At 64.2% G+C, this 10,907-nt stretch carries 14 protein-coding genes and 3 pseudogenes; 6 read left to right on the top strand and 11 right to left on the bottom strand.

Features of this window, described 5'->3' with window-relative positions:
- From rpsC to rpsJ, 8 genes are all read right to left on the bottom strand, one after another.
- Nucleotides 1–699, bottom strand: a 699-nt coding sequence (gene rpsC, locus WB785_RS23635) for a 30S ribosomal protein S3 (protein ID WP_424082347.1), incomplete at its 3' end; no start/stop codon positions are given.
- Entirely contained in the window at nucleotides 699–1,403 is a 705-nt protein-coding gene (gene rplV, locus WB785_RS23630; protein WP_424082345.1) for a 50S ribosomal protein L22, read from the bottom strand. The genes rplV and rpsC, both read right to left, overlap by 1 nt.
- Entirely contained in the window at nucleotides 1,400–1,681 is a 282-nt protein-coding gene (rpsS, locus tag WB785_RS23625; protein WP_324446984.1) for a 30S ribosomal protein S19, read from the bottom strand. Before rpsS ends, rplV begins: the two co-directional genes overlap by 4 nt.
- A 9-nt stretch (nucleotides 1,682–1,690) precedes the next feature.
- Nucleotides 1,691–2,530, bottom strand: a complete 840-nt coding sequence (gene rplB / locus WB785_RS23620; protein ID WP_424082343.1) for a 50S ribosomal protein L2 — start codon at nucleotides 2,528–2,530, stop codon at nucleotides 1,691–1,693.
- A 25-nt stretch (nucleotides 2,531–2,555) separates the two neighbouring features.
- A complete protein-coding gene (gene rplW / locus WB785_RS23615; protein ID WP_424082341.1) occupies nucleotides 2,556–2,858 on the bottom strand; it encodes a 50S ribosomal protein L23 in 303 nt (100 codons plus the stop codon).
- Nucleotides 2,858–3,532, bottom strand: coding sequence for a 50S ribosomal protein L4 (gene rplD, locus WB785_RS23610; protein WP_424082339.1), 675 nt, complete (start codon nucleotides 3,530–3,532; stop codon nucleotides 2,858–2,860). The genes rplW and rplD overlap by 1 nt, the downstream gene beginning before the upstream one ends.
- Entirely contained in the window at nucleotides 3,532–4,185 is a 654-nt protein-coding gene (gene rplC, locus WB785_RS23605) for a 50S ribosomal protein L3 (RefSeq protein ID WP_424082338.1), read from the bottom strand. Before rplC ends, rplD begins: the two co-directional genes overlap by 1 nt.
- 14 nt (nucleotides 4,186–4,199) lie before the next feature.
- Nucleotides 4,200–4,505, bottom strand: a complete 306-nt coding sequence (gene rpsJ / locus WB785_RS23600; protein ID WP_003873519.1) for a 30S ribosomal protein S10 — start codon at nucleotides 4,503–4,505, stop codon at nucleotides 4,200–4,202.
- Between the two features lie 361 nt (nucleotides 4,506–4,866).
- On the opposite strand from rpsJ, the pseudogene WB785_RS23595 reads away from it, so the two are divergent.
- From WB785_RS23595 to WB785_RS23580, 4 genes and pseudogenes are all read left to right on the top strand, one after another.
- Nucleotides 4,867–5,046 (top strand): annotated as a pseudogene (locus WB785_RS23595) (DUF4442 domain-containing protein); the annotation flags it as partial.
- 217 nt (nucleotides 5,047–5,263) lie between these two features.
- Entirely contained in the window at nucleotides 5,264–5,713 is a 450-nt protein-coding gene (locus WB785_RS23590) for a cupin domain-containing protein (protein ID WP_424082336.1), read from the top strand.
- A gap of 6 nt (nucleotides 5,714–5,719) precedes the next feature.
- Nucleotides 5,720–6,043: pseudogene (locus WB785_RS23585) on the top strand (hotdog fold domain-containing protein); the annotation flags it as partial.
- A 35-nt stretch (nucleotides 6,044–6,078) separates the two neighbouring features.
- Nucleotides 6,079–6,378 carry a DUF732 domain-containing protein gene (locus tag WB785_RS23580; protein ID WP_424082334.1) on the top strand — a complete coding sequence of 100 codons (300 nt, stop codon included), beginning with the start codon at nucleotides 6,079–6,081 and terminating at the stop codon, nucleotides 6,376–6,378.
- On the opposite strand, the gene WB785_RS23575 is transcribed toward WB785_RS23580, so the two are convergent.
- Both WB785_RS23575 and WB785_RS23570 read right to left on the bottom strand, forming a co-directional pair.
- Entirely contained in the window at nucleotides 6,375–6,719 is a 345-nt protein-coding gene (locus tag WB785_RS23575; RefSeq protein WP_424082332.1) for a nuclear transport factor 2 family protein, read from the bottom strand. The genes WB785_RS23580 and WB785_RS23575 overlap by 4 nt on opposite strands.
- On the bottom strand, nucleotides 6,716–8,308 hold the full coding sequence (locus tag WB785_RS23570) for a carboxylesterase/lipase family protein (RefSeq protein ID WP_424082330.1): 1,593 nt from the start codon (nucleotides 8,306–8,308) through the stop codon (nucleotides 6,716–6,718). Before WB785_RS23570 ends, WB785_RS23575 begins: the two co-directional genes overlap by 4 nt.
- Nucleotides 8,309–8,520: 212 nt before the next feature.
- On the opposite strand from WB785_RS23570, the pseudogene WB785_RS23565 reads away from it, so the two are divergent.
- Nucleotides 8,521–8,724 (top strand): annotated as a pseudogene (locus WB785_RS23565) (cytochrome P450); the annotation flags it as partial.
- On the opposite strand, the gene WB785_RS23560 reads toward WB785_RS23565, so the two are convergent.
- Nucleotides 8,690–9,361: a TetR/AcrR family transcriptional regulator gene (locus tag WB785_RS23560; RefSeq protein WP_424082328.1), complete on the bottom strand. Its 672-nt coding sequence runs from the start codon at nucleotides 9,359–9,361 to the stop codon at nucleotides 8,690–8,692. The pseudogene WB785_RS23565 and the gene WB785_RS23560 overlap by 35 nt on opposite strands.
- Before the next feature lie 81 nt (nucleotides 9,362–9,442).
- Between WB785_RS23560 and WB785_RS23555 the strand changes: the two genes are divergently transcribed.
- Nucleotides 9,443–10,907: MFS transporter (locus WB785_RS23555; RefSeq protein ID WP_424082326.1), on the top strand; the 1,465-nt coding region annotated here is incomplete at its 3' end.

Below are 10,907 nucleotides of genomic sequence, written 5' to 3'. Positions count from 1 at the left end.
GGTGCCCGACGGCCGCTCGCGGCGAGGACGCTCGGCACCGGCGGCCGAAGGAGCGACCAGTTCGCGCTTGCCACCAACGATGTCGCCCTTATAGATCCACACCTTCACGCCGATGCGGCCGAAGGTGGTCCTGGCCTCGTACAGGCCGTAGTCGATGTCGGCGCGCAACGTGTGCAGCGGCACCCGGCCTTCGCGGTAGAACTCCGAGCGGCTCATTTCCGCGCCGCCGAGGCGACCGGAGCACTGCACTCGGATGCCCTTGACGTTGGGCTGACGCATGGCCGACTGGATGGCCTTTCGCATCGCGCGCCGGAAAGCCACGCGGTTGCTCAACTGCTCCGCGACGCCCTGTGCGACCAATTGCGCTCGCGACTCAGGGTTTTTCACTTCGAGGATGTTGAGCTGGACCTGCTTGCCGGTCAGCTTCTCCAGATCCGCACGGATGCGGTCGGCTTCGGTGCCGCGGCGGCCGATGACGATACCCGGCCGTGCGGTGTGGATGTCCACCCGAACTCGGTCCCGGGTTCGTTCGATCTCCACGTCGGCAATCCCGGCGCGTTCCAGGCCGGTGGACAGTAGCCGACGGATGGCCACGTCCTCCTTGACGTACTCGGCGTACTGCTTGTCTGCATACCACCGAGACTTCCAGTCGGTCGTGATACCGAGACGGAATCCATGCGGATTGATCTTCTGGCCCACTAGTGCGAGCCTCCCTTCGTTTCCGAAGACGTTTGCGTCCCAGTGGACTTCGCGGCGGATGTCTTCTTTGCGGGCGCCTTCTTGGCCGGTGCCTTCTCGGCAGTAGCCTTCTTGGCGGGAGCCTTCTCAGCGGTTACCTTCTCAGCGGTTGCCTTCTCAGCGGTTGCCTTCTTGGCGGGAGCCTTCTTGGCCGGCGCCTTCTCTGCTGCAGCCTTCTTCGCCGGCGCCTTGTCGGCAGTCGCCTTCTCGGCGGTTGCCTTCTTCGCCGGCGCCTTCGCGGCAGCCTTGCTGGCCTGCGCACGGCGGGCGCGTGCCGCGCTCGCAGATTGCGAACCGCGCGCATCCTTGGTTGGCCGGCTCTCTACCACCACCGTGATGTGGCTGGTGCGCCTGCGAATTCGGAAGGCACGGCCCTGAGCGCGCGGCCGGATCCGCTTGGCGGTCGGACCGTCGTCGGCATAGACGGACGCGACCACCAGGGTCGCCGGGTCCAAGCCGTCGTTGTTCTGGGCGTTGGCAGCGGCGCTCGCGATGACCTTGGCCACCGGCAGGCTGGCCGCCTGCGGCGCCCAGCGCAGAATGTCCAGCGCCTCTGACACCGACTTGCCGCGCACCAGGTTGATCACCCGGCGCGCCTTGGTCGGCGATACCCGCACGAACCGTGCCTTGGCTACCGCAGAGGGAAATTCAGTCGGGGCGCTCATCGCCGCTTGGCCTTCCGGTCGTCTTTGATGTGTCCCTTGAAGGTGCGTGTCGGCGCGAACTCGCCCAGCTTGTGGCCCACCATCGCCTCGGTAATGAACACCGGGACATGCTTGCGGCCGTCGTGGACTGCGAACGTGTGCCCGATGAAGTCGGGAATGATGGTCGACCGACGCGACCAGGTCTTGATGACCTGCTTGGTGTTCTTCTCGTTCTGCACGTCGACCTTCTTCAACAGATGGTCGTCGACGAACGGACCCTTCTTCAGACTGCGTGGCATCGGCTACTCCTAGCGGTGCTTCTTGCCGGTGCGCCGGCGTCGGACGATGAGCTTGTCGCTGGGCTTGTGGCTCTTACGGGTTCGACCCTCGGGCTTGCCCCACGGGCTGACCGGGTGACGACCACCGGAGGTCTTGCCCTCACCACCGCCATGCGGGTGGTCCACCGGGTTCATCACCACACCACGCACCGACGGCCGCTTGCCCTTCCAGCGCATCCGCCCGGCTTTACCCCAATTGATGTTGGCCTGCTCGGCGTTGCCGACCTCGCCAACGGTGGCGCGGCAACGCACGTCGACGCGACGGATTTCACCGCTGGGCATCCTCAGCGAGGCGTAAGTGCCTTCCTTGCCGAGCAATTGGATGCTGGACCCGGCCGAGCGAGCGAGCTTGGCGCCACCGCCCGGCCGCAGCTCCACGGCGTGGATCAACGTACCGGCCGGAATATTGCGCAGCGGCAGGTTATTGCCGGGCTTGATGTCGGCGTTGGCGCCGGACTCCACGACGTCACCCTGCGAAAGACCTTGCGGCGCGATGATGTAACGCTTTTCGCCGTCCAGGAAGTGCAGTAGCGCGATGTTCGCGGTGCGGTTGGGGTCGTACTCGATGTGCGCGACCTTGGCGTTGACGCCGTCCTTGTCGTTGCGGCGGAAGTCAATCACACGGTAAGCACGCTTGTGTCCGCCACCCTTGTGCCGGGTGGTGATCCGGCCGTGCGCGTTGCGTCCACCACGACCGTGCAGGGGGCGGACCAACGACTTCTCCGGCGTGGATCGAGTGATCTCGGCGAAATCGGAGACGCTGGCACCGCGGCGACCCGGAGTCGTCGGCTTGTACTTGCGAATTCCCATGTCTGTTAAGTCTCTCTATCCCCGGCTAGGCCGGTGCTCCGAACAGGTCGATCGGCTTGCTGCCGGGCGCCAGCGTGACGATGGCGCGCTTGGTGCTCTTCCGCTTGCCAAATCCGGCCCTGGTGCGCTTGCGCTTGCCCTGACGGTTAGCGGTGTTCACTGCCGCCACCTTGACCGAAAAGATCTTCTCGATCGCGATCTTGATCTGGGTCTTGTTCGAGTCGGGGTGCACCAGGAACGTGTAGACGTTGTCATCGATGAGGCCGTAGGACTTCTCGGAGATGACCGGAGCCAGGATGATGTCGCGGGGGTCAGTGACGGTCGCCATCAGGCCGAGACCTCCTCATCCGATTTGGTGTTGGCGGTGATGTAGGTGTTCAGCGCCTCAACGGAAAACACCACGTCGTCGGCGCGCAATACGTCATAGGTGTTGAGCTGGTCCGGCGTCAGGGTGTGCACACCGGGAAGGTTGCGCACGCTCTTGGCGCCGGTCTCGTCGCTACGTCCGATGACCACCAGCACCTGCTTGCGGTCGGTCAACGTGGCGAGAAAGACCTTGGCGCTCTTGGTCGACGGAGTCTGGCCGGACACCAGCTCGGTGATCGCGTGGATACGACCGTTGCGGGCCCGGTCCGACAACGCGCCGCGCAGCGCGGCGGCGATCATCTTCTTCGGGGTGCGTTGGCTGTAGTCACGCGGCGTAGGACCGTGCACGACACCACCGCCGGTGAACTGCGGAGCGCGAGTCGAGCCCTGTCGGGCACGACCAGTACCCTTCTGCCGGTACGGCTTTCGGCCACCGCCGCGAACCTCGCCGCGGGTCTTGGTCGAGTGCGTGCCCTGTCGGGCCGCGGCACGTTGGGCAGTCACCACCTGGTGCATCAACGCGATATTCGCGGGTGCGTCGAACAGCTCAGCAGGCAGCTCAACCGAGCCTTCGGTCTTGCCGGCCGGCGTCTTGACGTCAATCTTTAGAGCCTTTGCGGCTTTTTCGGCAGCCATTACTTCTCACCTCGTTTGATCGCGCTACGGACCATCACGAGCCCACCCGTACGACCAGGCACAGCACCCTTGATCAGCAGCACGCCGTTCTCGGCATCGACCTTGTGCACCAAGAGGTTCTGGGTGGTCACCCGGTCATTACCCATCCGGCCGGCCATCCGAGTGCCCTTGAACACCCGCGCCGGAGTGGCGCAACCGCCGATAGAACCGGGACGACGATGGACCGCCTGAGCGCCGTGGCTGGCGCCCTGACCACGGAAGCCGTGCCGCTTCATCGTTCCGGCGAAACCTTTACCCTTCGAGGTGCCGGTCACATCGACATAGCTTCCAGCAGAAAAGATCTCGGCCGTAAGCTCCTGACCAACCTGGTAACCGGCTGCCGCCTCGATATCGTCGAGCCGCAATTCGGCCAAGTGCCGGCGCGGGTTGACACCGGCGGCAGCGTACTGACCGCCCAGCGGCTTGTTGACCTTACGAGGACTGATCTCCCCGTAGGCCAGCTGCACCGCGCTGTACCCGTCAACCTCAGGTGTGCGGATTCGAGTCACCACGTTCGGCCCGGCTTTGACCACCGTCACCGGCACAACACGGTTGTTCTCGTCGAACACCTGCGTCATACCCAGCTTGGTGCCCAGAATGCCCTGTCTCGCCATTGCTCGCAGATCTCCTACTGGATGTTGACGTCGACGCTGGCAGGCAGATCTATGCGCATCAGCGCGTCAACGGTCTTCGGTGTCGGGTCGAGGATGTCGATCAGTCGCTTATGGGTGCGCATTTCGAAGTGCTCCCGCGAGTCCTTGTACTTATGCGGAGACCGAATCACGCAGTACACGTTCTTCTCAGTGGGCAGCGGCACCGGGCCAACCACGCTTGCGCCGGTTCGGACAACCGTCTCGACGATTTTGCGCGCCGAGGCGTCAATGGCCTCGTGGTCGTAGGCCTTGAGCCTGATGCGGATCTTCTGTCCCGCCACGCTTCTCCTACCTCACTCTGTTCCGTCGGGCACCGATCACCTGATCGGATCTGGCCGATCAAGGCCGTGCGCCCGCATGTTGCGCCGCTGTTTACCTGTCGTGGTCCACCGGCCCCCGCGGTCGGGTGTGTCGCCCGCACGCAGCCTGGTCCGCGATCGAAATTCGTCGCGCTCCAAGGATGGGACCGGAGGCGCCCGTTTGGGCGCCGGTCGTATGCCCGACCAGGCCTAAACCCGGCGCAAGGCAACCTGAACAGTATGCCCTAGATCCCGGTATCGGCCAAATCCCCCCGACCGGGCGACGGCCCCGACGGCCGGCGGCCGAATAACGTCTTCTTACTCCGGAGTAAGGTATTCCGGCATGACAGGCTCGACCAGCACGTATGCGGCATGGCGGCGGTTTTCCGGCCGTCCCGGTGGCACCCGGCTCTTCTCGGCGGCAGCGATGGCCCGAGTCCCTTACTTCGCTTCGGTACTGCCGCACGTGCGACAGATGGAGCCGGGCTGCGCCGAGGTCAGCATCCCGAAGTGGTTCTTCGTCAAGGTTGTGGAGGTTTAACCACTGTTGCTCTTCCCTGCCTGGGACAAGGCAGGGTTTTCAACCTGGACTCCGTCGGCATCGCCCCGATGTAGGAGCTCCAAGCGGAGAATCGCGTTCGACTCCCTCAACGTCGCGTGGTGGTCAGCCACGAATTGGCCCAGCGGCCTAACTTGCCGATCCATACTTTCTTGACACCCACGAGAGAGGGAGAGTCGACATGACGAGCCAGCCCGATCAGTACGACGTCGAGGTCTTCGATTCCAATTCCATGGACTGGCTTGAGCTGCCTCTGGAACAGCTCGGCAGGAGTCTGTCGCTCAAACCATTCACGTTCGACCCCGACACCGGGATGTCCTGCATGCTTTTGCGTTACGACGCCGGGTTCATCAACCCGTGGCATACCCACGACTGCGCGCACGGCATGTTTGTTTTAAGCGGAACCTTGCGGACCCAGGCGGGGGATTTCGGGCCGGGGAGCTTTGTCTGGTTCCCCGAGGGTATGACGATGTATCACGGTGCGACCGAGGACAGTGACTGTCTCATGCTTTTCATCACGAACAAGCCGTTCAATATTCGCTACACATTCGAGAATGAACCGAGCGGCAGTGAGGCCGAGCGACTGGGCCAGGAGAAGGCATGCCTGTGCTCGATGGCTTCCGTAACCTGACGTGACCCCAAGTGGTTCTTCGTCTACAACCATTTGCACACCGTGCACGCGATCGCGGCCTGCAACGCCGCCGAGGTCGCGATGGGCATGCTGATGGAGACCACCGTGCCACGCAGCCATCGCTGGATACCTAAAGCGATGACCGTGCAATACCTGGAGAAGGCCACCACGTCGTTGCGGGCCCGGGCTCAGCTGGACCCGCCGGACTTCGCGCAGATCACCGAAGGCTTTGAGCTCGTCGTGCCGGTCACGGTGACCGACCGGCACGGCACCGAGGTGGTGCACGCCGACATCACCACCTGGGTTACGTCCAACGCGCGCCTTTCCTAAACGACGCGGACGCGGTGTACTTGAGGGACAACACCATGCAACCGACAACCGTGGCAGCCGCTCTGATCGCATCAGCCGTAGGGCTGATGAGCAGCGCGCCGCTGGCCCGCGCCGACCCCCAAGATGACGCTTACTTGAACGAGCTTGGTACGCACGGCATTACCCACTATCCGTCGGCCACGCTGATCAATGCGGGGCACCTGGTGTGCGCATTCCAATCCGCCGGCGCGGCGCCGTGGCAGACCCAGAACGGTTTGATTGGAGATGGCATCGCGGCCCAAGATATTGATGCGGTCGTGAAGGCTGCGATGAGCACCTACTGTCACCCAGACTAGCTGCCTACCAAGTAAGTTCCGTGTCCGCGGCGCACCAGATCGCCGTCGAACTCCAGCACTTCGTTGACCAAGGCGCCGCGTTGATTGCGGTAGTTGATGACCACCACCGATTCGCCCTGATACACACCGACGACTTCGAAGTGAAGGTCGGGCATGGTTTTCAGCGCGGCGGTCCAGTACTCGCGCAGGGCGGCCTTTCCACGGACCACTCCCCCGGAGTCGGGCACTACCCGAGCCACAACCGGCGAGCTGAAGACGACGTCATCGTGGAAATGCGCAAGTACCGCGTCGACGTCATGCCGGTTCCAGGCCGCACACCAAGCTTGCGCGAAGGTGCTCACGACTTGCCCTTGAGCGACGCCCAGAATGCGCACTGGTGCGCTTCCTCGAAGTTGGTGACGACGCCGGTGTTGCCGGGACGCAACGACATCCAGAGATTGTGGCCGGGATCGTCGCTTTTGGCCGGCCAGGCGGGCTGGCCGGTGGCCTTCGGCGCGCCGTTGGTGACGAAATGACTCCAGTAGCCGATCATCTGGTCGGACAGCATCCGCTGTGCGGGATCCAGCACGGGTGCGCCGCCGACTTTGAAGAGGTACCGCAGCTCCAACGAGTGGCTGGCGCCGACCGGAAAAGAGGCGTGCCGCAACAGATTTGGCGTCGGCGCATGCGGGTCGTCGAACTCGTAGGCGTACACTGGTGCAGTCGCGCCCCGTTGGCTTAACGAATCGCCCAATCGGTCGGCGACGCAAGAGAAGACGCCGTCGGTGAGCGCCGCCGAGTAGGCAAGCGACGCGTCCCCGCCGTAGTGATCCGGCGGGTAACGTGCCGCCACCGCGGCGCCGTCGGTACCGAAGATGTCCGCGAGCAGGCGAGGGTATTCGCCCTCTTTGATGCCCCGGCCCAACTTCAAGTACCGCAGTGCCGCGAACATGGTGAACTCGTCGTGGTTGACGCCGATAAGCACCGGAACCCGGGCGGCTCGGCCGGCCGCGATGGCCGCGACTGGCGCATCCGGTAACAACGCTGTACCGGTGACCGGACCGGAGAGCGCGTCGGAGTCCCCGATGAAGACGTACCAAGGCGGACGGTCAAGCGCGGCCGCCGGCAGCGCGCGCAGACACGCCGCTGTGCTGGCGGTATTGCGGCACCCGCTCGACGCCACGTAATCCCGGCTGCGGCGCTGCCCGGTCGCTACGTCGGTTTGCGCCTGGCAAGGCGCGCTTTGAATGATCGCCGACCGGAACAGTCCCGCCGACCCGGGCGCCACCAGGTGATCGCACACCGACATGCCGCCGGCGGATTCGCCGGCAATGGTCACTTTGCGCGGATCGCCACCGAAATCGGCGATATGGTCGCGCACCCAACGCAGCGCGGCCTGCTGGTCGGCCAGCCCATAGTTTCCGATGGTGTCTGCTGGGCCGAGCGACGGGTGGGCCAAAAACCCGAGCGCACCCAGCCGGTAGTTGAGGGTGACGACGACGATGTGACCCCTCGCCGCCAGCCAACGCGAGTCATAGATGTCTCCGCTGCCATTGACGAAGCCGCCACCATGGATCCACACCATGACCGGGCGCTTACCGGTGCCGCGTTCGGGCGCTGGTGTCCAGACATTGAGGGTGAGGCAGTTCTCGCTGGTCGGCTTGCCCACGTGCGGGTTGGGGCCGGTGTCCTGCATGCACTGCGGCCCCGGTTTGGTCGCGTCCAACATCCCCGACCACTTCGCCGCCGGCCGCGGTGGCTGCCACCGCAGCGGCCCAACCGGAGGCGCCGCATACGGAATGCCTTGAAACAGACGGTAATCCGAGGCGGCCATGCCGCGCATCAGGCCCATCGAGGTGCGCACGACGCCGGCATCGAGCGGACCGGCATACGCCGATGGCTTCACCGATGTCACGCCGCCCCGACCACAGGCCGCCGCTACAACTGTCATCAACAGGACGACAGCTACGGAGCGCCGAAAACCGCTCCGCGGTAATCGTCGATCACGGAGACTGGAAAACCTGACGCACGTCAAAAATCGACGCGACATGACAAGAAAGCCGATGAGCACACCAATCATTGACGAAGCTGCGAAGGTATTCGCTGATCCGACATCCTATGCCGACGAGCCGCGGCTACATGCAGCGTTGACCCATCTGCTTCCGCGAACCGAACAAACACTTGGCATTCGGCTACGGCGTGCACCTCTGCTTGGGCGCCGCGCTGGCGCGCATGGAGGTCAACAGCTTCTTCACCGAGCTGCTCCTACGGTTGAAATCCATTGAGCTCAACGGAGACCCGGAGCTAACCGCGACGACTTTTGTCGGCGGACTCAAGCACCTGCCGATTCGCTACGAACTTCGTTGAGCGACTGCCGCTGCGTGCGCTGCACGTGCAGAAAGCCGTCCACGGCGGCACGCGCGCACTCGCGGTAGTCGAAGTCGGGCAGCGTAGACAGCCGGCCCAACACCACCGGGCCGATCAGCAGCGAAATCGCCCGGGTGCGATCGATTTCGCCCAGCTCGGCGGCTTCAGGGCTATCGAAGATAGCGTCGAACGGCGCCGCGTATTGCTGGGCGATGCGCTCGCGAAGCGTGCTGATCGCCGTGCTGTCGGCAGTGCGGGTGGGCTGGGATTCCGGCAACTGCTCCAAGTCCCGCCCCAGCGCCAGCCAACTCATCGCGGTCAGCATGCCGGGGGCCTCGGCTATCGATTGTCCAAATCCCAGCACTACGCCGATTAGGCGGTCCCGCAACGGGCCAGTGTCAGAAGGCATCGGCGCCGGCGGTATCAAGCTGTTGAAAGCCGCTGCCAGCAAATCGTTTCCGCTGGGGAAGTGACGATACAAGGTGGCCCGGGCTACGTTGGCACCACGGGTGACCGCGTCGACGGTCACCGCGCTTGGGCCACCCGAGCGAAGCAGCGCGGTAGCGGCGTCCAGCAACCGAGCCCGTGAACGCGCGGGCCGTGGGTCGGTCTTGTCGGTGATGTCGACCACCTCCATGTTTAACGACAAGACTGTCCGTCTACTAACGAGACTGTTAGTCTCAAAAATACCTCGTCGCCGAAGGGAGACGCATCGCTCATGGTCGACGCCCTCATCCGACCTGACCAGCGTACTGAAGGACCTGCTGCGCTCGGTTCGCACCGGGGGCGAATCTGGACGATGGTTGTGGCCTGCATGGGCGTGACGCTGGTGATCGCATCGATGGTCGCGCTGAACACCGCGCTGGGCGACATCGCGGTAGCCACCTCGGCGACGCAGTCCCAGCTGACCTGGATAGTGGACTGCTACTCGGTGGCTCTCGCTTGCCTGTTGTTACCTGCCGGAGCTATCGGTGACCGGTATGGACGCCGGGGCGCCTTCCTTATCGGCTTGGCCACGTTCGCGATCGCATCGCTGGCGTCGACGGTGTTCACCAGCCCGTTGCAGCTCATCGTGGCCCGCGGTGTCGCCGGCATCGGAGCGGCGTTCATCATGCCCGCCACCCTGTCGCTGTTGACGGCCACTCACCGCGAAGACCAGCGCGCGAAGGCTACCGGCATTTGGGCCGGCGTCGCGGGCTGCGGCGCCGTGATCGGCATGCTCGGATCGGGCACGCTGCTGCATTTCTGGTCGTGGCGATCCATCTTCTGGGCCTTCGCTGGTTTTGCGCTGCTGATCTTCGTGTTGGCGTGCACGGTGTCGTCCTCGCGCGACGACGAGGCCACCCCGTTGGACTGGGCGGGCGCGGGTTTAATCGCAGGCGCTGTCGCGGTTTTCGTGTTCGGTGTGCTCGAGGCACCCGCGCGAGGGTGGACCCATCCGCTGGCGTGCGGGTCGATGAGCGTCGGGGTGGCATTGGCGGTGGCATTCGGATTCGTCGAGGCGCGACGGCACCATCCTCTGCTCGACGTTCGGTTGTTCCGCCGGCCGGACTTCGCCACCGGATCGGCCACGATCACAGTGTTTTTCATGGCTATGTTCGGATTCTTCTTCGTCATCATGCAATACATCCAGTTGGTCATGGGCTACAGCCCGATCCAGACCGCGTTTGCGTTGAGCCCGCTGATGGCGCCCATGCTGACATTGTCCGCGCTCTCCCCGTGGTATCTGCCACGCATGGGCCTCCGGTTGGTGGTCTTCCTCGGGCTGCTGCTCATCTCGGCCGGGTTCTTGTGGATGGGGGTCCTACAGGTCCACTCCCATTACTGGGACATCATGTGGCCGCTCCTGGTGATGAGTACCGGCATTGGATTCTGCACGGCACCAAGCACGTTGGCGATCATGACCTCAGTGCCCGACAAGAAGCAGGGGGTCGCCTCGGCGGTCAACGACACCACCCGTGAGGTTGGTGCCGCCCTCGGCATCGCATTGGCCGGGTCCATTCTGGCGGCCCGATACGCCCACCTCCTCAGACCGCATCTGGCGGCTTTCCCCGGCCCGGTCCGTGCCCCGGCCTCCCACTCGCTGGCTCAAGCCCTGGAGATTTCCAAATCGCTTGGCCCGCAAGGCCGCCAGCTTATCGAACAAAGCCAGACCGCTTTCTTGCAGGCGATGGAATCCTCGC

The sequence above is a fragment of the Mycobacterium sp. genome, from assembly GCF_049585075.1.
GTDB lineage: Bacteria > Actinomycetota > Actinomycetes > Mycobacteriales > Mycobacteriaceae > Mycobacterium.
Note: the sequence above shows the minus strand (reverse complement) of the source record. Positions and strands in the feature narration are given on the sequence as shown.

Excerpts from the sequence above, each read along its gene's own strand:
- rplV (WP_424082345.1), bottom strand. The coding sequence starts at position 1,403 with ATGAGCGCCCCGACTGAATTTCCCTCTGCGGTAGCCAAGGCACGGTTC.
- rpsS (WP_324446984.1), bottom strand. The coding sequence starts at position 1,681 with ATGCCACGCAGTCTGAAGAAGGGTCCGTTCGTCGACGACCATCTGTTG.
- rplB (WP_424082343.1), bottom strand. The coding sequence starts at position 2,530 with ATGGGAATTCGCAAGTACAAGCCGACGACTCCGGGTCGCCGCGGTGCC.
- rplW (WP_424082341.1), bottom strand. The coding sequence starts at position 2,858 with ATGGCGACCGTCACTGACCCCCGCGACATCATCCTGGCTCCGGTCATC.
- rplD (WP_424082339.1), bottom strand. The coding sequence starts at position 3,532 with ATGGCTGCCGAAAAAGCCGCAAAGGCTCTAAAGATTGACGTCAAGACG.
- rplC (WP_424082338.1), bottom strand. The coding sequence starts at position 4,185 with ATGGCGAGACAGGGCATTCTGGGCACCAAGCTGGGTATGACGCAGGTG.
- WB785_RS23590 (WP_424082336.1), top strand. The coding sequence starts at position 5,264 with ATGACGAGCCAGCCCGATCAGTACGACGTCGAGGTCTTCGATTCCAAT.
- WB785_RS23580 (WP_424082334.1), top strand. The coding sequence starts at position 6,079 with ATGCAACCGACAACCGTGGCAGCCGCTCTGATCGCATCAGCCGTAGGG.
- WB785_RS23570 (WP_424082330.1), bottom strand. The coding sequence starts at position 8,308 with ATGACAGTTGTAGCGGCGGCCTGTGGTCGGGGCGGCGTGACATCGGTG.
- WB785_RS23560 (WP_424082328.1), bottom strand. The coding sequence starts at position 9,361 with ATGGAGGTGGTCGACATCACCGACAAGACCGACCCACGGCCCGCGCGT.